This is a genomic window from Methylophaga sp. (assembly GCF_009711715.1).
In the GTDB taxonomy this organism is placed as follows: Bacteria; Pseudomonadota; Gammaproteobacteria; order Nitrosococcales; family Methylophagaceae; genus Methylophaga.
Genome location: NZ_VENF01000005.1, coordinates 17251 through 38552 on the forward strand (window position 1 = coordinate 17251; position 21302 = coordinate 38552).

The 21302-nt window shown below is 51.9% G+C and carries 18 protein-coding genes, 1 tRNA gene and 1 other RNA gene; 5 read left to right on the plus strand and 15 right to left on the minus strand.

The features are described from left to right. Positions 1-134: 134 nt before the first annotated feature. Complete coding sequence (locus FH755_RS04335) at positions 135-2771, plus strand: PAS domain S-box protein (RefSeq protein ID WP_292439011.1); 2637 nt, start codon at positions 135-137, stop codon at positions 2769-2771. Here FH755_RS04335 and FH755_RS04340 read toward each other — a convergent pair. The 12 genes from FH755_RS04340 to carA form a co-directional block, all read right to left on the minus strand. Beyond that, complete coding sequence (locus FH755_RS04340) at positions 2768-4711, minus strand: bifunctional diguanylate cyclase/phosphodiesterase (protein ID WP_292439013.1); 1944 nt, start codon at positions 4709-4711, stop codon at positions 2768-2770. The two genes, FH755_RS04335 and FH755_RS04340, sit on opposite strands and share 4 nt — an antisense overlap. Before the next feature lie 150 nt (positions 4712-4861). Continuing rightward, positions 4862-4947, minus strand: a tRNA-Leu gene (locus FH755_RS04345). A 16-nt stretch (positions 4948-4963) separates the two neighbouring features. Continuing rightward, entirely contained in the window at positions 4964-5293 is a 330-nt protein-coding gene (gene secG, locus FH755_RS04350) for a preprotein translocase subunit SecG (RefSeq protein ID WP_292439015.1), read from the minus strand. Between the two features lie 4 nt (positions 5294-5297). Next, complete coding sequence (gene tpiA, locus FH755_RS04355) at positions 5298-6083, minus strand: triose-phosphate isomerase (RefSeq protein ID WP_292439016.1); 786 nt, start codon at positions 6081-6083, stop codon at positions 5298-5300. Positions 6084-6221: 138 nt separating this feature from the next. Further along, the gene (gene glmM, locus FH755_RS04360) at positions 6222-7568 is read right to left on the minus strand and encodes a phosphoglucosamine mutase (RefSeq protein WP_292439017.1); all 1347 of its coding nucleotides are present in this window, start codon (positions 7566-7568) and stop codon (positions 6222-6224) included. Further along, a complete protein-coding gene (folP, locus tag FH755_RS04365; protein ID WP_292439018.1) occupies positions 7561-8400 on the minus strand; it encodes a dihydropteroate synthase in 840 nt (279 codons plus the stop codon). The genes glmM and folP overlap by 8 nt, the downstream gene beginning before the upstream one ends. 14 nt (positions 8401-8414) lie before the next feature. Next, positions 8415-10316 (minus strand): ATP-dependent zinc metalloprotease FtsH, encoded by a 1902-nt coding sequence (gene ftsH, locus FH755_RS04370; protein ID WP_292439019.1) that lies wholly within the window; start codon positions 10314-10316, stop codon positions 8415-8417. A 38-nt stretch (positions 10317-10354) separates the two neighbouring features. After that, the gene (rlmE, locus tag FH755_RS04375; protein WP_292439021.1) at positions 10355-10972 is read right to left on the minus strand and encodes a 23S rRNA (uridine(2552)-2'-O)-methyltransferase RlmE; all 618 of its coding nucleotides are present in this window, start codon (positions 10970-10972) and stop codon (positions 10355-10357) included. 3 nt (positions 10973-10975) lie between these two features. After that, a complete protein-coding gene (locus FH755_RS04380) occupies positions 10976-11437 on the minus strand; it encodes a DUF4149 domain-containing protein (RefSeq protein WP_292439022.1) in 462 nt (153 codons plus the stop codon). A 7-nt stretch (positions 11438-11444) separates the two neighbouring features. Next, on the minus strand, positions 11445-11921 hold the full coding sequence (gene greA, locus FH755_RS04385; protein WP_292439023.1) for a transcription elongation factor GreA: 477 nt from the start codon (positions 11919-11921) through the stop codon (positions 11445-11447). Then, positions 11921-15139, minus strand: coding sequence for a carbamoyl-phosphate synthase large subunit (carB, locus tag FH755_RS04390; protein ID WP_292439024.1), 3219 nt, complete (start codon positions 15137-15139; stop codon positions 11921-11923). The genes greA and carB overlap by 1 nt, the downstream gene beginning before the upstream one ends. 6 nt (positions 15140-15145) lie before the next feature. Further along, a complete protein-coding gene (gene carA / locus FH755_RS04395) occupies positions 15146-16276 on the minus strand; it encodes a glutamine-hydrolyzing carbamoyl-phosphate synthase small subunit (RefSeq protein WP_292439026.1) in 1131 nt (376 codons plus the stop codon). Between the two features lie 168 nt (positions 16277-16444). Here carA and hemB point away from each other — a divergent pair, with 168 nt between their 5' ends. Both hemB and aroE read left to right on the plus strand, forming a co-directional pair. Beyond that, positions 16445-17461, plus strand: a complete 1017-nt coding sequence (gene hemB, locus FH755_RS04400) for a porphobilinogen synthase (protein ID WP_292439364.1) — start codon at positions 16445-16447, stop codon at positions 17459-17461. 6 nt (positions 17462-17467) lie between these two features. Further along, the gene (gene aroE / locus FH755_RS04405; protein WP_292439027.1) at positions 17468-18301 is read left to right on the plus strand and encodes a shikimate dehydrogenase; all 834 of its coding nucleotides are present in this window, start codon (positions 17468-17470) and stop codon (positions 18299-18301) included. Positions 18302-18394: 93 nt separating this feature from the next. Here aroE and ssrS read toward each other — a convergent pair. From ssrS to FH755_RS04420, 3 genes are all read right to left on the minus strand, one after another. Continuing rightward, positions 18395-18578, minus strand: a non-coding RNA gene (gene ssrS / locus FH755_RS04410) — 6S RNA. A 43-nt stretch (positions 18579-18621) separates the two neighbouring features. Further along, positions 18622-18927 (minus strand): cell division protein ZapA, encoded by a 306-nt coding sequence (locus FH755_RS04415; RefSeq protein WP_292439029.1) that lies wholly within the window; start codon positions 18925-18927, stop codon positions 18622-18624. Then, on the minus strand, positions 18924-19133 hold the full coding sequence (locus FH755_RS04420) for a TIGR02449 family protein (RefSeq protein WP_292439031.1): 210 nt from the start codon (positions 19131-19133) through the stop codon (positions 18924-18926). Before FH755_RS04420 ends, FH755_RS04415 begins: the two co-directional genes overlap by 4 nt. Positions 19134-19359: 226 nt before the next feature. On the opposite strand from FH755_RS04420, the gene FH755_RS04425 reads away from it, so the two are divergent. Together FH755_RS04425 and pepP are read left to right on the plus strand one after the other, a co-directional pair. After that, positions 19360-19911, plus strand: coding sequence for a UPF0149 family protein (locus FH755_RS04425; protein ID WP_292439033.1), 552 nt, complete (start codon positions 19360-19362; stop codon positions 19909-19911). Positions 19912-19977: 66 nt separating this feature from the next. Beyond that, the gene (pepP, locus tag FH755_RS04430) at positions 19978-21300 is read left to right on the plus strand and encodes a Xaa-Pro aminopeptidase (RefSeq protein ID WP_292439035.1); all 1323 of its coding nucleotides are present in this window, start codon (positions 19978-19980) and stop codon (positions 21298-21300) included. The last annotated feature ends 2 nt before the right edge of the window (positions 21301-21302 follow it).

The following is a 21302-nucleotide window of genomic DNA, read 5'->3' on the forward strand; positions in this document are numbered from 1 at the left end:
GAATTATTTACGGCTGCAATCCGTATGCTTTCCGCTACTAAATCGACTACCTTACTTAATGAGTGACAGTTCAGACTTGCCAGTGTTCAAGCTGATTGGCATTTTTTATCAATACCCGGGGCGTCACCACTTACGTGAATAAATATAAATTATTTTCCAGACCAGTCGCCGTCGCCGCCTTACTTATCCTGATTGCTGTCGGCTCTGCCAGTATCGCGGCAGCCTATCTGTTTTCGCTGATTCAGGCCGATGTCAAAAACCGGCTGAGCGATACACTGGAAGCGTCAATCAATCGTGCCAAAAACGATATTCAGACTCATATGCTCAATGCGCGCTACTGGTCGGAAAATCTGTCGCTGCGTCAGATTACCCAGCTTATCCAGGCCGGTGGCTCAGACGCTGTCGATGAGGATTTATTCCAGCGGCTGGACACCACCTTGACCGCTATTACCGAGTCTGAACACTACCGCGATTACAAGCTGTTCAACCTGAACGGTGAACTATTATTATCCGGCAGAGGCGGCATCGAAAACACACCTAAAAGTTTTAACCTGCCGCCGTCCGTATTACGTGAAGCGCTGACCGGTGAGGTGGCGGTCAGTCAACCATTCAAAAGCCAGCAGCGCTGGCAGGATCTCGACGACCATATCCGTGAAGGGCTGGCAACGATGCTGTTTGTAGCACCGGTTATCGACTGGTTTGGCGAAACCGTCGGCTTTTTTGCATTTGAAATGAATCCCGATCATTTGTTTATTCCGGCCTTTCATCAGAATCAGGTGGGGAATACCGGCCATACCTACGCCATCAACAGAGAGGGGTTGTTACTGACTGAGAGCAAGTTCAGCGAGCAACTCGTCAGCACGGGTCTGCTCAGTGCCAGGCATCCCCATGCCGATCTCAACCTCACCGTGCGGCGACCGGATAGCAACCTGCTTGAAGCCGACAATGTGATCACGGCCCGTCAATACAAGCAGTTCCCACTTACTCAAATGGCGCAGTCTTTGACCAGACAGGCTTCCGGTATTGATATTGATGGCTATCGTGATTATCGGGGTGTTGAAGTTATCGGTGCCTGGCGCTGGGATGACCAGCTGGATATGGGTATCGTCTCCGAGACCGAGGTGGCTGAAGTCTATAAGCTCTACCGATCCCTGCTCTACAGCGTCATTGTCAGTATTGTCGTAGTGATTGCCATGACAGCCATCGGCACGCTCTTGTATCGGCGCTCAACCCTGCAACGCATAGCAACGCTGCAGCAGCGTGATGCCATCATCAACCAGACGGACGATGGTTTTGTGACTATTGATGACGAAGGCATGATCAGCATGGTCAATCCGGCCGTATGCGGTCTTTTCGGCTACAGAGAAAATGAACTGCTGGGGCAGCCGGTATCGATATTGCTGCCCGAAGATGAACGCAGCCAGCACGACCATTATCTCGCCAATTCGGCACTGCACGCGCCCAAAGTCATTCACCGCACCCGTGCTTTGCAGGGGCGACGCAAGGACGGCAGCCTGTTCCCGATTGAACTCAATGTCTCGCCGATGCAGTTTGGCCATCGTAAATTCTATATCGGCGTCATTCGTGACATTTCTGAGCGGCATCAGTATCAGCAGGAACTGATCAGTGCCATGCGCCAGGCGGAACAGGCTAATCGTGCCAAAAGTGAATTCCTCGCCAAAATGAGCCATGAACTCCGCACCCCGCTCAATGCGATTATCGGCTTTTCCCAGCTATTGAAGCTGGAAGACCTGGATGACAGTCAACGTGAATCGGTCAGTATGATAGAAAGCTCAGGCAGTCATCTTCTGAGTTTGATCAATGATGTGCTGGATTTATCACGCATTGAAAGCGGACATATGGCGATTTCGGTGGAAAATGTCGCCGTCAAATCCTTAATTGATCATGTTTTACCTCTGATGGAGGTCCAACTGGCTCCTCTGTCGCTGACGCTGGAGACCGATTATCCAGCAGACATCGACAGCCTGTTCATCCGCGCTGACTACATCAAACTCAAACAGGTCTTGATTAATCTGCTGTCCAACGCCGCCAAGTACAATCGCCCCCATGGCAAAATCCGACTGCGTGTCAGTGAAAAAGACTATCAAGTGCGCATTGCCGTCGAGGATACCGGCTACGGGATTGATAATGAAATGCAGTCACGGCTGTTTGAACCTTTCAACCGGCTCGACAAGGAACGTTCCAAAATCCCCGGCACTGGGATTGGCCTGGCTATCAGTCACGAACTGGTGAAGCTGATGCAGGGTCGCTTTGGTTTTGACAGTACGCTGGATGTCGGTTCTACCTTCTGGGTCGAGTTCAGGAAAGCAGCTGTTGAGCAGAGCCCGGTTGCGGCATCCCGGCAAGCTGACGATGAGTCGAAGTCAGCCTCGCCCCGGACCAGGCTCAGCCAGGTACTTTGCATTGAAGATAATCCGACCAACCTTGATTTAATCAAGCAGTTCTTTAACCGGCGGCAGGATATCAAGCTGACAACAGCAGTAGATGCCGAGACCGGACTTGATATCGCCTTTGAGATGGAACCGGAGATCATCCTGATGGATATCAACCTGCCGGGTAAGGATGGTTTTGAAGCACTCAAGCAACTGAAACAATCTGCCGTGACCCGCTATATCAAGGTCATTGCCCTGTCCGCCAACGCGATGACCGATGATATTGAAAAAGGACTTGCAGCCGGTTTTGATCATTATCTCACCAAGCCCATTCATTTTGATGAACTCGAACAGACTATAGACAGCCTGCTTGATTAAACCAGCTGCAGTTCTGCAAACAAGGCGGATTCACTGATGGGCTCACTGAAGAAATAACCCTGGCCGAAATCACAGCCCACCGTTTGCAGAAACTCGCATTGCGCACTGGTTTCCACCCCTTCTGCCACCACTTTCAGACCAAGGCCGTCAGACATGGCGACAATGGCATTAATCAGTTCTCTGTCTGCCGGCTTATTAAGGATTTCATTGACAAAACTGCGGTCAATTTTCAGAACATCGAAGGGATAGCTACGCAGATAGCTCAGTGATGAATAACCGGTACCGAAATCATCCATCGCCAGTTTGATACCCATCTGATGCAATGCATCAAGCGTTTCCTTAACCAGTGGAGAACCACTTAATAAAACACCTTCAGTAATTTCCAGCTCAATATTCGATGGCCGGATTTGATAGTCGCGGATTAACTGGCTGAGTGTCTCGACAAGACCAAAATCACGAAACTGTACCGGTGACAAATTAATCGCCATACGGAAGTCGGGGTGGGTCAACTGAATCTGTGACAACACTTTCAATGCCTGTTCCAGTACAAAACGACCAATCGGCAGAATCAGACTGCTCTGTTCTGCAACTGAAATAAACTCTTCCGGCGAAACCTGCCCCAATACCGGGTTATGCCAGCGAAGCAGTGCTTCGGCGCCATTCATACCATGGCTCTGTAATTCCACCTGTGGTTGATAAAGCAGGCTCAATTCATTATTTTCCAGTGCCGAGTGCAGTTGCTCCTCAATCGTGAAGCGGCGGGTCACATCCAGGTTCATTGCCCGGGTGAAATAACTGCAGGTATTGCGGCCACTCTCTTTTGCATGGAACATGGCAGAATCGGCATTTCGCAGCAACTCTGTCGCCGTCGTCCCGTCATTAGGATAAATTGCCACACCGATACTGGCAGTCAGCATCATCTCACGCTGTTCTATCATGAATGGCCTGCCAAACAGCGCTTTGATGTCTTCGATTAAGGCAGGCAGGGCATCACGCTGACTGGACTGCTGTTGCAGAATGATAAACTCATCGCCGCCCAGACGGCCGAGAACCTGCTCATGATTCAATACCTCTCTGAGCCTGACCACCAGTTGCTGTAATAGCCTGTCGCCGGCTTCATGCCCGAGTGTATCGTTGATTTTCTTGAAATGATCCAAGTCCAGCATCAGTACCGCTACATGCTCTTGGGCTTTTCTCGCCACCTTAATCATAGAGCCCAGATTTTCCAGAGCCCGGAACCGGTTCGGCAAATCGGTGAGCGGATCATAATAAGCCAGATGCAGAATTTCCTGCTCTTGCTCACGCGACTGCGTAATATCGGAAATCACTGAGATAAAGCCGGTCAGCTCACCTGCATTATCTCGCTGATAATCCCAGCTGATTTCCAAAATCCGCTCCTGACCATTGCGTGTTTTATTTCGACTGACAATCATCTCCGGCGCGGGCTGCTGCCTGACCAGATAAAAGAAATAGTCCTGCAACTGCTGCCGATCTGCCTCATTGGCCTGGAAATCCCAGATGTGATGACCGACCAAAGCCCCATTGGGATAACCGAGGATCTTGTGATGGCCCGGATTACTGTAGGTGATACGGCCTTCCAGATCGTTTTCCTGGATGCCGTCAGGGATCGTGTCGAGAATCAGGTTGAGACGCTGTTGGTTACTTCGCAGTTCGCTGATTAACTGCACCTGGCGCCGGAAATAATACTGACCCAGTATAAATACCAGTATCGAGGTGATGAATACGAAGAAAAGCCCTTTCCATGTCTGCATCGCAGACAGCATGCTTTTGCTTAGCGAAATCAGATCGATGGCCCGGTCTGAAAAAATAATCCATATTACGGCAAAAATGGCGTAAATCAGCGTTATTTTCAGCGCCGGTACCCAGGGCCGTGGTGGCTTGAGAGTATCCGGTTTCTGGACTAGTGGGTATTTTGCCATGTCTGAATCCTTGACCTTGACCTTGCACTTTGACGATAACGAACAATGAAGCGTTATCTTTAAAACTGGATTCTACAGGGTCTGCACTGCAAATGCCCTGCATAGCTTCAGACATAAAAAAAGCCCGAGTAATTCGGGCTTTTCATGATTTGGTACCGACGGGCGGAGTCGAACCGCCACGGGCTATGCCCACCACCCCCTCAAGATGGCGTGTCTACCAATTTCACCACGTCGGCTTTAAAAGCGGGTATTTTACGGCAATTCAGGCAAATCTGCAGGAGTTTGTTCTTGTGTTTGTTCTACAGGAACCGACTCAGTTACGCTTTTGGCTTTTTCCGGTCTATCTACCGAAAAATAAGCCAGGGTCAGGCTGGTCGCGAAGAAAATCGCCGCCAGTACTGCGCTGCTGCGACTCAGGAACGAAGCCGAGCCACGACTGCCGAACAGGCTGCCGGAAGCGCCACCACCGCCGCCGCCACCAAATGCGGCACCGGCATCAGCGCCTTTACCATGCTGGATCAATACCAGACCGACCAGCATCAGACAGACAATAATATGTATCGTCAAAATTAAAGCGTGCATGTAGTTAACCTAATTTTAAAACCGCGGCCTGACAGATTTTGACAAACTCCTCGGCATGCAGCGATCCGCCGCCGACCAGTCCACCATCTACATCAGGTTGTAAAAACAATGGCGCAGCATTATTACTGTTTATGCTGCCGCCGTAAAGTATTCTCAAGTTCTGCGCGATATTCGGGTCGTGCTTCGCCACCCGCTGACGCATGAAACTATGTACATCCTGGGCCCATTCCGGTGTGGCTGAACGACCGGTACCAATTGCCCATACCGGCTCATAAGCCAGCACAGTATGCGCGAGTCCTTTTACCCCCTGATAGGCAATCACGGTATCGAGGAGGCGGGCCACGACTTCTTCGGTTCGACCCACAGCATGCTCGTCCGGACTCTCACCGATACATATAATCGGTGTGATACCCTCACGCACAGCCATTTCATATTTTTCGGCCACAATGCGATCCAGCACCCGCTGGTCCAGATCCAGCTCGGCATAAAGACAACGCCGCTCAGAGTGGCCAATCAACACATAATGACAGCCGAAATCGGCCAGCATTGCCGCTGAAATCTCACCGGTGTAGGCGCCCTGTTTGAACTGGGACAGATTTTGTGTGCCCCAGAACAGACCAGTGCCGCTCAGCGTCTGCTGAACCTGTTGCAGATAGACGGCAGGCGGAAATAAGGCCACGTCGACCGAAGCAAAGCTCTCGGCATGGGCAAGAATACCCGCCAGTAAGACCTTATTACTCTCGCTAGAGCCGTTCATTTTCCAATTACCAGCAATAAGCGGCTTACGCACGAATACGGTCTCTCGAAAGTAAAACAGAAATTATCTTTGCCCGCGGACTGCTGTTAATGCATGACAGGTTGGGCTCTTCAATGACGCCGTCCATTGTATAACAAATAACAATGTAGCCAAAACCTGTAGCTACCAGGCTCAGGCCTTGAGTACCTTTTCGATGACATCGGCCAGTTGATGCGCCAGTTGTTTGGTCAGCGGTGCATCACGCCCTTCCACCATGACCCGGATAACCGGCTCGGTACCGGAAGGCCGGAGCAAGACCCTGCCATCACTGCCCAGTTGTTTTTCGACATCGGCCACAGCATCGGCAATGTCGGGATTGCCATCGATATCGACCATCTTTTCAACGCGCACATTAATCAGATGCTGCGGGTATTTGGTCACCACCGAGCGTAAGGCATGAAGACTGTTACCGGTCTGCTGAATTTCTGCCAGGACCTGTAACGCAGCGACAATGCCGTCACCGGTTGAGGTTTTATCGAGACAAATGATATGACCCGACGCTTCCCCTCCAATCTGGCCACCGACTTGCTGCAGCATTTCCATCACGTAGCGGTCACCGACTTTGGCACGGTGCAGCGACATATCATACTCGGCCAGCGCATGTTCAAGTCCCAGGTTACTCATCTGGGTGCCAACAATATTGGTCTGGGTGTCGCCACTGCGCTGACGAGCGCGGGCAATGATAAACAACAGTTCATCACCGTCGACGATTTCACCGCGATGATCGACCATGATGATGCGGTCCCCATCACCATCCAGAGCGATACCGAGATCGGCATTATTTTTAAGCACAGCCTGCTGTAACAGACGTGGTTCCGTCGAACCGCAGTTCTGATTGATATTCAGGCCATCGGGCTCAGCGCCCATTACCACTACCTCGGCGCCCAGTTCTCGGAACACATCCGGCGCCACGTGATAGGTCGCCCCATTGGCGCAGTCAACAACAATTTTCAGCTTGGCCAGATCGACACCACTGGGAATCGTGCTTTTACAGAATTCAATATATCGTCCGGCCGCATCGCCAATCCGGTGCGCTTTACCCAGACGAATAGACTCGACGGTTTTCAGCGGCTGCTCCAGCATCGCTTCAATTTCCAGTTCGATATCATCCGGCAGTTTGGTGCCCTGGGCAGAAAAAAACTTGATGCCGTTATCGTGGTAAGGATTGTGTGAGGCACTGATCACAATACCGGCCTGGGCATGGAAAGTGCGGGTCAGATATGCAACCGCCGGTGTCGGCATTGGTCCCAGCAGGTAAATATCCACACCCGCTGCAGACAAACCGGCCTGCAATGCAGACTCGAACATATAACCGGATATACGCGTGTCCTTGCCGATAATGACACGGCTGTTTTTACCGTTTGCTAGCACCCGGCCCACAGCCCAGCCTAACTTAAGCACAAAATCCGGTGTCACCACGCCATCACCGACACGGCCGCGAATACCGTCGGTGCCGAAATAACGTCTTTGCTTAGTCAAAATCTTCTACCTGCTGCACATGTTGTGTCAGTTTTACTGCCTGCGCGGTCTCGCGCACATCATGTGTTCTTATTAATTTTGCCCCTTGCCACACGGCAATGGATGCCAATGCCAGACTACCTGCCAGACGTTCATTCACGTCGACTTTCAGCATATCACCGATAATCGATTTGCGTGAAACACCGACCAGCACGGGATACGGCAATGCCGTCAGTCTGGACAACCGTTTCATCAATCGTAAATTATGCCGTGCCCGTTTGCCAAAACCAAACCCGGGATCGAGAATGATCTTATCAGCCTGAATACCGGCCCGTTCACAAACAGCCACACGCTCTAGCAGAAAGGCTTCAACCTCGCTGACCACATCCTGGTAGTGCGGTTCTTTCTGCATGGTTTGCGGTGTTCCCTGCATATGCATCAGGCAGACTGGCACATTGAGCTCAGCCACCGCTTCAAGCGCACCTTCTCCCCGCAGCGCATTCACATCATTAATCAGTCCGGCGCCCACGGCGACGGCAGCACGCATGACCCCAGCTTTCATGGTATCAATGGAAATGGGTACATCCAGTTCAGCGCTGATAGCTTCGATCACCGGTGCAACGCGATCGATCTCTTCCTGCTCTTCAACCGGTGTCGATCCAGGTCGAGTCGACTCGCCGCCCATATCAAGAATATCAGCACCATCTTCAACCAGTTTAACGGCTTGTCTCAGCGCAGCATCGCGTGAAAAAAATTTACCCCCGTCCGAGAACGAATCGGGGGTGATGTTAACGATGCCCATAATGCGGGGAGCGGACAAGTCCAAAGACTTGCCCGCACAGTCAAACAGCATAAATGCCAGTCCTTTTAGTGCAGTTGATCAGCCGGTTTTCCCGACGGTGCCTGAGCATCATCAGACTCAGCACTGGCAGATGGCGGGGTACTGGAACGGTCATTCCAGTCTTTCGGCTCACCGGGTTCACGCCCTTCCATGATGGCGTCGATCTGATCACTGTCGATAGTTTCGTATTTAATCAGAAGCTGCGCCATTTTATGCAGCTTGTCCACGTTCTCATCAAGCAGTCTCTTGGCTCGTTCATAATTGCGATTGATCACCGCACGAACATCTTCATCAATCTGTTTGGCAGTCAGATCTGACATCGCCTTGTGCTGGGTCACACTGCGGCCCAGGAATACTTCACCTTCATCTTCACCATAGGACATCGGTCCCATATTGTCAGACAGGCCCCACTTGGTAACCATGTTATGCGCGAGCTCGGTCGCACGCTGGATATCATTGGAGGCACCTGTTGTAACCGCTTCCGCACCGAAGATCATCTCTTCAGCCAGACGACCACCGTAGAGACTGGAAATCTGACTTTCCAGCTGCTGCTTGGTGAAGCTGTACTTGTCTTCAGTCGGCAGGAACATGGTCACACCCAATGCCCGACCGCGCGGAATAATACTGACTTTATAGACCGGATCATGGCCTGGCACCAGTCGACCAACAATGGCGTGGCCCGCTTCGTGATAGGCAGTCAGCTCTTTTTCCCTGTCGCTCATCACCATGGAGCGGCGCTCGGCCCCCATCATGATTTTATCTTTCGCCAGCTCCAGTTCTTCCATGCTGACCAGACGTTTATTGGCACGGGCAGCAAACAATGCCGCCTCGTTGACCAGGTTAGCCAGATCGGCACCGGAAAAGCCGGGCGTACCACGGGCAATGACCCGGGCCTCGACATCTTCGGCAGCCGGCACTTTACGCAGGTGAACATTCAGAATCTGTTCACGGCCACGGATATCCGGCAGCGGAACCACAACCTGACGGTCGAAACGGCCCGGACGCAACAGCGCCGGATCCAGTACGTCAGGACGGTTAGTCGCGGCAATGACAATCACGCCTTCATTGCCTTCAAAACCATCCATTTCGACCAGCAGCTGGTTCAGCGTTTGTTCACGCTCATCGTTACCACCGCCGAGACCGGCACCACGATGACGACCTACCGCATCGATCTCATCGATAAAGATAATGCAGGGGGCGTGTTTTTTGGCCTGCTCAAACATGTCGCGCACACGGGAAGCACCAACACCGACGAACATTTCCACGAAATCAGAACCTGAAATGGTAAAGAAAGGCACCTTGGCTTCACCGGCGATCGCTTTGGCCAGCAGGGTTTTACCGGTACCCGGAGACCCCACCATCAGAATACCGCGCGGGATACGACCACCCAGTTTCTGAAATTTGCTCGGGTCACGCAGAAAATCGACCAGTTCAGCCACTTCTTCCTTGGCTTCCTCGACGCCGGCAACATCTTTAAAGGTAATTTTGACCTGATCGTCGCTGAGCATGCGGGCCTTGCTTTTGCCGAATGACATCGGGTTCTTTCCGCCACCGCCCTGCATCTGGCGCATGAAGAAAATCCATACGGCAATCAACAGCAACATCGGGAACCAGGAGATAAAGATCTGCATCAGCAGACTGGTTTTCTCGACCGGTTCGGCCTGAATGGTGACACCGTTATCCAGCAAATCACCGATAAGTCCGGGGTCATAATCCGGACTGTAAGTGGTGAACTGGCTGCCGTCGGTGAGCTTACCCTGAATTTCCCGACCCTGGATCTCTACATTGGATACAGCCCCGTTTTTGACGTTGCTGATAAAGGTCGAATAATCCATTTCATTGGACGAGCTGTTCTGCGGGCCGAAATTGTTAAATACTGACATCAGCACAATGGCGATGACGACCCACAAAACAATATTTTTCATCATGTCATTCAATGTTTGGTACCTCTGGTTACCATTAAACGCTATTTAAGGCCGCGGCCGAGCAGGTAGACTTCACGACTCCTGGCTCGGGACGCACCGGGCTTGCGGGTCACGACTTTATTGAAACTGTCCCGCATGGCCTTAAGAAATTCATCAAAGCCCTCACCTTGAAACACTTTGACCAGAAAACAGCCCTGTTTGCTCAGATTGGTGACGGCAAAATCCAGTGCCAGTTCCACCAGATGCATGCTCGCCGGCTGATCAATTGATCCTACACCTGTCATATTGGGGGCCATATCCGATAAAACAAGGTCTATCTGTCGACCATCGAGTACCTGGTTGAGTTCATCCAGCACGGCATCTTCACGGAAATCCCCCTGAATGAAGTGGACACCGGTCAGCGGTGTCATTTCCAGAATGTCCAGTGCCACTACCGTGCCTTTATCACCGACTTTGCCCAGCGCGTAATCTGACCAGCCTCCCGGCGCCGCACCCAGATCCACAACACTCATTCCCGGCTTGACCAGTTTGTCCTTGTTGTCGATTTCTTCCAGCTTGAAAGTCGCGCGCGAGCGATGCCCTGCCTGTTGGGCCTTTTTGACATACGGGTCATCAAAATGTTCTTTGAGCCAGCCCTGACTGGATTTACTTCTGGCCATAACTCAGGCCTCGTTAGCTGCTTCAGCACGTTTGTCAGTAGTTAATACCAACATTAACCCAAACAGGCTCAACAGCAAATAGAGATTTTCACTCAGTTTATGCAGATGGTTGAATTGTTCGATGTGATTACCCTGTTCCAGCCCCAATTGCTTGAGCGCCTGCATTTCAGGCTGAATAAAACCAACAAAAGCGAGGCTCACCATTAGCATCAACAAAATCAGCCAGCTGCGCCAGTAACGGGGAAATGCCCGGACACCGAAGATAAACAGTCGGCTGACCAAGAGAATGGAGGCTGACACCACACCGATGATGTTAACCGCATAAAACAGTTTGCCGGCATAGTCGCCGGCAGTATGCAATTCCAGATTCGCGAACGCCATGGGCACGGCCAGATAACCGATAGCCCAGAGACTGCCCACCCAGAGGGTGAGCAGTAAGCGTTCGCCGGTGTAGCCTGACAACATTTAACGCTCAGCTCTCATAGCTGATATCGACAATTTCATAATCGATATTCCCGCCCGGTGCCTGCACCGTTACCACATCATCGATTTCCTTGCCGATCAACGCCCGGGCTATAGGTGAAGAGACGGAAATTCGGTTTAACTTAATATCAGATTCATAATCGCCTACTATCTGATATTTCACCTCCGCATCGGTATCAATATTGAGCAATGTCACGGTGACACCAAAAACCACTCGACCATCTTGTGGCAGTGAAGCCGGATCAATGATCTGTGATTGCGCCAGGGTGCCTTCCAGCTCCTGAATCCGGCCTTCGATAAAGCTCTGTTGCTCACGGGCAGCGTGATATTCGGCATTTTCTTTCAGGTCACCGTGCTCACGTGCTTCCGCGATTGCGGCCACGACCTGGGGCCGTGCCACGGTTTTCAGTTGCTTCAGTTCTTCTTTCAGTGCTTCTGCACCGCGCGAGGTAATAGGTACTGCCATTAATGTAACTCTCCATGCAAAGATTGCAGTCTGTTCACAGAAACAATGTCTTCACTATTGAGGGCTTGTACTGTCGCACGCGCCGCCGCCAGCGTGGTGGTGTAATTGACCTGATGGTGTAATGCGGCACGACGAATCTCCCGCGAATCGGCAACAGATTGACGTCCTTCGGTAGTATTGACGATAAGATCGATTTCATCGTTTTTGATCATATCAACAATATGCGGCTGACCTTCAGCCACTTTGTTGACCGGCTCACATTCAACACCAGCATCTGCCAGCACTTTCTGTGTACCGCGGGTCGCGAGCAACGAGAAGCCCAGTGCTGCCAAGTCTTTAGCAATTTGCACAACGGCTACCTTATCAGCCTCACGCACGCTAATAAAAGCCGTACCGCCTGTCGGCAGGACCACTGAGGCAGCCAACTGCGATTTTGCAAAAGCTTCGCCGAAGGTACGGCCCACACCCATGACTTCACCGGTGGATTTCATTTCCGGGCCCAGAATCGGATCCACATTCTGGAACTTGATGAACGGGAACACCGCTTCCTTGACCGAGTAATAACTCGGAATGACTTCCTTGGTCACACCCTGATCAACCAGACTACGGCCGGCCATGGCGCGGGCGGCAACTTTCGCCAGCGGCACACCGATAGACTTGGAGACATAAGGCACGGTGCGTGAAGCACGCGGATTCACTTCGAGGATAAAGATCTGTTCACCCTTGATCGCGAACTGGGTATTCATCAGCCCTTTGACGCCAAGTTCCAGCGCCATCTGACGCACCTGTTCACGCATCTGATCCTGAACCGCATTGCTCAGACTGTATGGCGGAATTGCACAGGCAGAGTCACCCGAATGCACACCGGCCTGTTCGATATGTTCCATGATGCCGCCGATGAGGACTTCTTTACCATCACAGATAGCATCGACATCGACCTCAATGGCATCGTCCAGGAAGCGATCCAGCAATACCGGCGATTCGTTGGAGACTTTCACTGCGTTGAGCATGTAACGCTGCAGTTCGTCCTCATTATAAACGATTTCCATCGCACGGCCGCCCAGCACATATGACGGACGCACCACCAGCGGGTAACCGATTTCAGCTGCCAGATTAACAGCATTATCGACCGAGTGGGCAAGACGATTAGGCGGCTGCAGCAGACCCAATTTGTTAACCATCTGCTGGAAACGTTCGCGATCTTCCGCGTGATCGATGGCATCCGGCGAAGTACCGATAATCGGCACGCCAGCAGCTTCCAGCGCACGCGCCAGTTTCAGCGGTGTCTGACCACCAAACTGCACGATGACACCTTTGGGTTTTTCCAGATCAACGATTTCCAGTACGTCTTCCAGTGTCAATGATTCAAAGTAGAGACGGTCAGAGGTGTCGTAGTCGGTGGAAACCGTTTCCGGGTTACAGTTAACCATGATGGTTTCAAAACCGTCTTCACGCAGCGCCAGTGCCGCATGGACGCAGCAATAGTCGAACTCAATACCCTGGCCGATACGGTTGGGACCACCACCCAGAATCATGATCTTGTCACGATCGCTCGGGTTGGCCTCGCACTCGATATCGTAGCTTGAGTACATATAGGCGGTCGTCGTGGCAAACTCGGCAGCACAGGTATCGACGCGTTTGTAGACCGGACGCACCTGCATTTCCTGACGGTATTCACGCACCTGCTTCTCGGTTTTCTGCAGCAGCTTGGCCAGACGCGAGTCGGCGAAGCCTTTGCGTTTGAGACGGAACATCTCGTTCTGGTCCAGATCATTGAGCGAGCGTTCTTTCAAACTGTTTTCAATCTCAACAATCTCCTGGATCTGAATCAGGAACCAAGGATCGATATGGGTCAGACGCTGTACTTCTTCGAAGCTGAAGCCATAACGGAAGGCATCAGCAACATACCAGAGACGATCGGAACCCGGCAGGCTCAGTTCACGGCGCAGGGTTTCCTCGGTGCCTTCTTCGGTCAGGTCCAGAATTTCATTAAGACCGTCACGGTCAATTTCCAGACCGCGCAGGGCTTTCTGCAATGACTCCTGGAAGCTGCGCCCGATAGCCATGACTTCGCCGACTGACTTCATCTGTGTACTCAGACGATTATCGGCCTGGGGGAATTTTTCAAAGGTAAAGCGTGGCACCTTGGTGACCACGTAGTCGATGGAAGGCTCAAACGAAGCCGGAGTCGCATTGCCGGTAATTTCGTTCTGCAATTCATCCAGGGTATAACCGACTGCCAGCTTGGCGGCAACCTTGGCGATCGGAAAGCCGGTGGCTTTCGACGCCAAAGCGGATGAACGCGATACCCGCGGGTTCATTTCGATAATGATCAGACGACCGGTCTCCGGGTTGACCGCAAACTGTACATTGGAACCACCGGTATCAACACCAATCTCACGCAGTACCGCCAGCGAGGCGTTACGCATGATTTGATATTCCTTGTCAGTCAGGGTCTGCGCCGGTGCCACGGTAATCGAGTCACCGGTGTGCACACCCATCGGATCCAGGTTTTCAATCGAACAGATAATGATGGCGTTGTCCTTACGATCACGCACCACTTCCATTTCGTATTCTTTCCAGCCGATGATCGATTCTTCGATCAGCAACTCATGGGTCGGGCTCAGGTAGAGTCCACGCTGACAGATTTCAACGAAATCCTGCTTGTTGTAGGCAATACCGCCGCCGCTGCCGCCCATGGTAAAGGACGGACGGATAATCACCGGAAAGCCGAATTTTTCCTGAACCTCAAGTGCCTCTTCCAGGCTGTGAGCGATATCGGACTGCGGCATATCCAGGCCGATTTTACGCATCGCCTCGCGGAACAGGTCACGGTCTTCCGCTTTATTGATGGCTTCGCTGTCAGCCCCGATCATTTCGACACCGAACTCAGCCAGTACGCCGTTTTTCTCCAGGTCCAGTGCGCAGTTCAGTGCGGTCTGGCCGCCCATGGTGGGCAGAATGGCATCAGGACGCTCTGCTTCAATAACCTTTTTAACCGCCTGCCAGTTGATGGGCTCGATATACGTCGCATCGGCCATATTGGGGTCAGTCATGATAGTGGCGGGGTTCGAGTTCACCAGGATGACACGATAGCCTTCCTCTTTGAGGGCTTTACATGCCTGAGCACCGGAATAATCGAATTCACAGGCCTGGCCGATAACAATCGGACCTGCGCCCAGAATCAGAATACTTTGAATATCAGTACGTTTCGCCATCGTGAATTATTTACCTGTCGCTTGTTCGAGTAAATCGATAAAGTGATCAAAAAGTGGGGCCGCGTCTTGCGGGCCGGGGCTGGCTTCAGGGTGACCCTGGAAACTGAAGGCCGGTTTCGTGCTGTGATGAATCCCCTGCAAGGTGCCGTCAAACAGCGAGCGATGGGTGGCCGTCAGAGTGTCCGGCAACGTGTCTTCGTCAATGGCAAAACTGTGGTTCTGACTGGTGATCATCACCAGGCCTGCCAGTAGTTCCTGTACCGGATGGTTAGCACCATGGTGACCGAATTTCATTTTCACCGACTTGGCGCCGCAGGCCAGACCTAATAACTGGTGACCAAGACAGATACCGAAAATCGGCAGGTCTTTTTCCAGCAGAGTCTGAATCGCTTTGATCGCGTAATCGCAGGGTTCCGGGTCGCCGGGACCGTTGGACAGGAAAACACCATCCGGGTTCAGCGCCAGCACTTCTTCGGCAGAGGTCTGCGCCGGCACCACGGTCAGTTTACAGCCGCGTTCCACCAGCATACGAAGAATGTTTTTCTTGGCACCGTAATCATATGCCACGACATGGAAGCGCGGTTCAGCAGCTTTCGATTCACCGTCCAGATGCCAGATACCCTGGTTCCAGCTGTAACTTTCCTTGGTACTGACCACTTTCGCCAGGTCCATACCTTTAAGGCCTTCAAAGGATTTTGCTGCTTCGATAGCTGCGTTGACATCAATATCGTCACCGGCCACGATACAGGCGTTCATCGCCCCTTTCTCACGCAGCCGACGGGTCAGGGCACGGGTATCAATACCGGCCAGACCAACAACATTGTGACGGGTCAGATAAGCATCCAGCGATTCTTCACTTCGCCAGCTGCTGACCACCGGTGCCAAATCGCGGATGATCAAACCACTCGCAAAAACATGGTCGGACTCTTCATCTTCCGCATTGACGCCGGTATTGCCGATATGCGGATAGGTCAAAGTCACAATTTGACGGGTATAGGAAGGATCAGTCAGGATTTCCTGATAGCCAGTCATAGCCGTGTTAAACACCACTTCACCGACTGACTGGCCAATGGCTCCAATCGATTCGCCGTGATAAACCGTGCCGTCTTCAAGAGCAAGTAATGCACTCGTTCGCAAGGGAGACCTCCACCAGATATAACAAAGGGGCAAACATGACGTTCTCCCCAGACAAAATCTTTGCAATTTTATCTCATAACCGACTATCGCGTCCACGCTAAAACGATGACAAGCCACGCTGCTGCCGGTACCATTGAGCCATCATTTATTGGCAGTCAAGGCTTACGAATGTCTCACCCTAATTTTTCCAAATCCGGTTTTCCCATGCACAGACCGCGCCGGATGCGCAAAGATGATTTTTCCCGGCGTTTGATGCGCGAAAATACGCTGCAGGTCGATGACCTGATTTACCCCTGTTTTGTGCTTGAAGGCAACAATCAGCGGCAAGCCGTCAGCTCCATGCCCGGCGTCGAACGCCTCAGTATTGATCTGTTGCTCAGGGAAGCCGAAACCATTCACCACTTAGGTGTGCCGGTGATGGCATTGTTCCCGGTCACCCCGGTCGAGAAAAAAACGGAGGATGCGCGTGAAGCTTATAACCCGGAAGGTCTGGCTCAGCGTGCAGTAAGGGCTTTAAGACGAGAGTTTCCCGAGCTTGGTATTATGACCGATGTCGCTTTGGACCCGTTTACAACGCACGGTCAGGACGGCCTTATTGATGAGTCCGGCTACATTATCAATGATGAAACCGTCGAGGTGCTGATTAAGCAGGCCCTGTCCCATGCCGAAGCCGGCGCCCAGATTGTGGCCCCCTCGGATATGATGGATGGCCGCATTGGGGCTATTCGTGAAGCACTGGAAAATGCAGGCCAGATCCACACACGGATTATGGCCTACTCGGCCAAATATGCTTCCAGTTTTTATGGCCCTTTCCGCGATGCCGTGGGCAGTTCAGGCAATCTGGGTGGTGGTAACAAATTCAGTTACCAGATGGATCCGGCCAATAGCGATGAAGCCTTGCATGAAGTCGCCCTGGATATCGAGGAAGGCGCCGATATGGTGATGGTCAAACCGGGGATGCCTTATCTGGATGTACTGTACCGGGTCAAACAGGCCTTTCAGAAGCCGACATTCGTCTATCAGGTCAGCGGCGAATACGCGATGCTCAAATCAGCCGTGTTGAACGGCTGGCTCACTGAAGACAGCATTATGGAAAGTCTGCTGGCCTTCAAACGCGCCGGGGCAGATGGCATCCTGACCTACTTCGCCAAAGATATTGCCCAGCAACTCAAGCAGAATAACTGAACCTTTATGACAGACAAATATGCCGTCATCGGCAATCCTATCAGCCACAGCAAATCCCCCCTGATTCACAGCGAGTTTGCCAAACAGACCGGACAGGAACTTGAGTACACAGCTATTGAAGTGCCGGTTGACGATCTGGAAAGCAGCCTGGCGCAGCTCCGTGACATACTTAAATTAAAAGGGGTTAACATCACTGTGCCGTTCAAGGAACAGGCCTGGCAACTGGTGAAAAATAAATCAGAACGGGCTCAGCGTGCCGGCGCCATCAATACACTCGTTTTTGATGATGACGGCTCAATCTACGGTGACAATACTGACGGTATCGGCCTGTGCCGTGATCTGACCCATAACCATGGCATTGCACTGAGTGGCAAGCGCATTCTACTTCTGGGTGCCGGTGGGGCCGCCAGGGGTGTCATCGAACCTTTGCTGAGTTACCAGCCTGCCGAATTATTTGTCGCCAATCGTACAGCCAGCAAGGCGAAAGCCCTCGCCGATCTGTTTCATGATCTGGGCAACATTAAGGGGGGTGGTTTTGAGCAGATTCGCCCTGAATTCGATATCGTGATTAATGCCACAGCGGCCAGTCTGCAGGGTGAAGTCCCGCCGCTGCCGGATAATCTGCTGGCTGATGGCGCAGCCTGCTATGACATGATGTATAGCGATACTGACACTGCTTTTATCAGTTGGGCTCGACAACATGGTGCCGCGCAATCGATTGATGGTCTGGGTATGCTGGTCGAACAGGCCGCGGAAGCTTTCCGGATCTGGCGCGGGATCAGACCCGACAGTGTCAGCGTGATAAAACGGCTTCGGGATAGAACCTCTGAAGGAGGCTGAAACAGCCTAAATAAAAATATCCTCATCAGTGTTCAGCTATTCTTGCTTGTTGATTATGAATGCTTTCACAGTTGATGAGGATAAGGGGAAAAATTAAGCCCCACAGTGTCGATGCGACGGGGGTTCTTGAACCATCGGGTCCAAGAGGGAAACCGCATGAAGCCGGCAAACTTCCCGTCGAAGCGGGCCTGTTTTTCGACTTCGAGATTTTGGTTTCCTAAGCATTTGCTTATCGGCTCAAGACACACAGTGTCGCTGTCGAGCACCGCAGGGACATAACTGAATGATACGCAATATTAAACCGCGAAGCCCAAATTTTTTTACAGTTCGAGCTGGCGATCTTCGTCCAGAAATGCACTAACCCGCTCTTTGAGCTGCAAAATTTTGTTGTTCACTTTATCCAGGTCATGATTCTCATCATGCTGGATTTGAATCAGCTCGTGCGCAATATTGAGCGCGGCCATGACGGCAATACGGTCAACACCGACCACCTTACCGCTGTGGCGGATCTTTTCCATGTTCTCGTGAACCATGCGCGCGGAGGCAATCAAAGCCTCTTTTTCTTCTTCCGGGCAGGCAATCTGATATTCCTTACCCAGGATAGTGACAGTCACCGGTGAACTCATAATTCGTTATCCAATTCTTTCAGACGACTGACCATTTTTTCAATACGGTTGCGTGCCACATCGGTTTTTTCCATCAATTGAGCCCGTTCGCTTAGCCAGGCTGCCTGCTGGGATTTGAGCAGCATATTTTCTTCCCGCAAACGGCGACTGGTACGAAGCAGTTCATCGACTTGCTGTTCCAATTGTTGAATCGCGTGTTTATCCATTTAGTATGAGTTCTTGGCTATGCGAGAATTAGAGCTAATCAATTTACCCCCAACTGAAAGCTGCCTTACTGATATCACAGGCCTGCAGATTGGGGGTAACTCGGATATAACTATAGACGCGCCCTGCCAATCGGGTCAACAACTGTCATAATAGTGGCTGATTAACGGCCTCAGCGTGGTTACAAAAGCCAACGAACGCTGACTCAAATTCAGGACTTTTCGCTTTATGTCACAACTTTATTTCCCTTCCCTGTCACCGGAGAAACAGACGGGTGATGGCCCGGCAACACTGGCAGAACTGCAAGGCGCATTGTGTGGTTTGCTATGCATGGACTCAATGGCTGATCGCACCAACTGGTACAACCAGCTGTTTGAAGATTTTCACCCCAGCGAGGAAGAGAAGCAGGATTTGACCCGCCTGTTCGATGACACGATGCAGACGCTCAACAGCCTCGATTTTGATTTTGAAATGGAACTGCCCAGCGATGATGCGCCGCTGGCGTCGAGATTGTCAGCCATGGCGGAATGGTGTCAGGGCCTGGTTTACGGACTGGGCACCAGTGGCATGACCAATGAAACCGATTTATCTGATGATTGTCGTGAATTTGTGACCGATGTCATTAAAATCAGTCAGGTCAGCTTTGAAGAAATCAAGGACAGCGAAGAAGAGCAAGCCAACTTCGAAGAGCTGGTCGAATATCTGCGAATGGGTTTATTCCTGCTCTATGGGGAACTGCAACCCATCGATCCGACCGAAGAAAACAATACCGAGCACTAATGAATAAAGCTTCTTCACATCGGGTATAAACCACGCTGGGTTGAGGCTGAGAAATAAACAGGCCCTATGTTGAAAAAAGAATTTGCCAAACGCCGCCAGCGCCTGATGGAAATCATGGGCGAAGACAGCATTGCTGTGCTGCCCAATGCCCCGGTGGCGCCCCGTAATCGCGATGTCGATTTTCCCTATCGCAGTGACAGTCATTTTCATTATCTGACCGGTTTTTATGAACCGGATTCAGTCATGGTGCTGATTCCGGGGCGGGAGCATGGTGAATATATTCTGTTCTGCCGCGAGCGGGACCTGGATAAGGAAATCTGGGATGGTTACCGTGCCGGCCAGGAAGGTGCCGTGGAACAGTATGGTGCTGACGACTCCTATCCCATCAGCGACTTGGACGATATTCTGCCCGGCCTTCTGGAAGGCAAGGAAAAAGTCTTTTACACCATGGGTAATCAGCCGGCCTTCGACCAGCATATGGTGTCCTGGCTGAATCATCTGCGGCAGGCGGCCCGGGCTGGCAAGCATTCACCACATGAAATTGTTGATCTTGAATACAGCCTTAACGAGCTGAGACTGTTCAAATCCAGCGCAGAAATCAAAGCCATGCGCCATGCTGCCGAGGCATCAGTCAAAGCCCACATCCGTGCCATGCAGTTCACCCGCCCCGGTAAATGGGAGTACGAGGTAGAAGCTGAACTGATCCACGAATTTATGAAACACGGTTGCCGCTCGCCGGCCTATCCGTCGATTGTCGGCGGCGGCGAAAACGGCTGCATACTGCATTACATCGAAAACAGCAGTAAGCTCAAAAACAACGATCTGCTGCTGATCGATGCCGGCGCGGAATATGAGTGCTACGCCGCCGATATCACCCGCACTTTTCCTGTCAATGGCAAATTCACCGAAGCACAGCGTCAGCTCTATCAGGTGGTGCTGGATGCGCAGAAAGCGGCGATTGCCGCGGTCAAACCCGGTAACCACTGGAATCAGCCGCACGAAGCGGCAGTTGAAGTATTGACTCAGGGCCTGATTGATCTTGGCCTGCTTAAAGGCGAGCGGCAGCAGCTGATTGCAGACAATGCCTACCGTGAATTCTTCATGCACCGCACCGGCCACTGGCTGGGCATGGATGTGCATGATGTCGGTGACTATAAAATCGATGAAGAATGGCGTTTACTGGAACCGGGCATGGTGCTGACGGTGGAGCCGGGCCTGTATATTCGTGACCCGCAACATATCGATAAAAAATGGCATTTTACCGGTATCCGCATCGAAGACGATGTACTGGTCACCAAAGAGGGCTGTGAGGTCCTGACCGAGGGTGCACCAAAGGAAATCGAAGATATTGAAACAATCATGGCTGAGGCGATGTCCGTCCCGGCATAACT

Bases quoted from the DNA above. Each gene is read 5' to 3' on its own strand.
- FH755_RS04340 (WP_292439013.1), bottom strand. From the start codon at position 4,711: ATGGCAAAATACCCACTAGTCCAGAAACCGGATACTCTCAAGCCACCA.
- secG (WP_292439015.1), bottom strand. From the start codon at position 5,293: ATGCACGCTTTAATTTTGACGATACATATTATTGTCTGTCTGATGCTG.
- folP (WP_292439018.1), bottom strand. From the start codon at position 8,400: ATGCTGTTTGACTGTGCGGGCAAGTCTTTGGACTTGTCCGCTCCCCGC.
- ftsH (WP_292439019.1), bottom strand. From the start codon at position 10,316: ATGATGAAAAATATTGTTTTGTGGGTCGTCATCGCCATTGTGCTGATG.
- rlmE (WP_292439021.1), bottom strand. From the start codon at position 10,972: ATGGCCAGAAGTAAATCCAGTCAGGGCTGGCTCAAAGAACATTTTGAT.
- FH755_RS04380 (WP_292439022.1), bottom strand. From the start codon at position 11,437: ATGTTGTCAGGCTACACCGGCGAACGCTTACTGCTCACCCTCTGGGTG.
- greA (WP_292439023.1), bottom strand. From the start codon at position 11,921: ATGGCAGTACCTATTACCTCGCGCGGTGCAGAAGCACTGAAAGAAGAA.
- carB (WP_292439024.1), bottom strand. From the start codon at position 15,139: ATGGCGAAACGTACTGATATTCAAAGTATTCTGATTCTGGGCGCAGGT.
- hemB (WP_292439364.1), top strand. From the start codon at position 16,445: ATGTCTCACCCTAATTTTTCCAAATCCGGTTTTCCCATGCACAGACCG.
- aroE (WP_292439027.1), top strand. From the start codon at position 17,468: ATGACAGACAAATATGCCGTCATCGGCAATCCTATCAGCCACAGCAAA.
- FH755_RS04415 (WP_292439029.1), bottom strand. From the start codon at position 18,927: ATGAGTTCACCGGTGACTGTCACTATCCTGGGTAAGGAATATCAGATT.
- FH755_RS04420 (WP_292439031.1), bottom strand. From the start codon at position 19,133: ATGGATAAACACGCGATTCAACAATTGGAACAGCAAGTCGATGAACTG.
- FH755_RS04425 (WP_292439033.1), top strand. From the start codon at position 19,360: ATGTCACAACTTTATTTCCCTTCCCTGTCACCGGAGAAACAGACGGGT.
- pepP (WP_292439035.1), top strand. From the start codon at position 19,978: ATGTTGAAAAAAGAATTTGCCAAACGCCGCCAGCGCCTGATGGAAATC.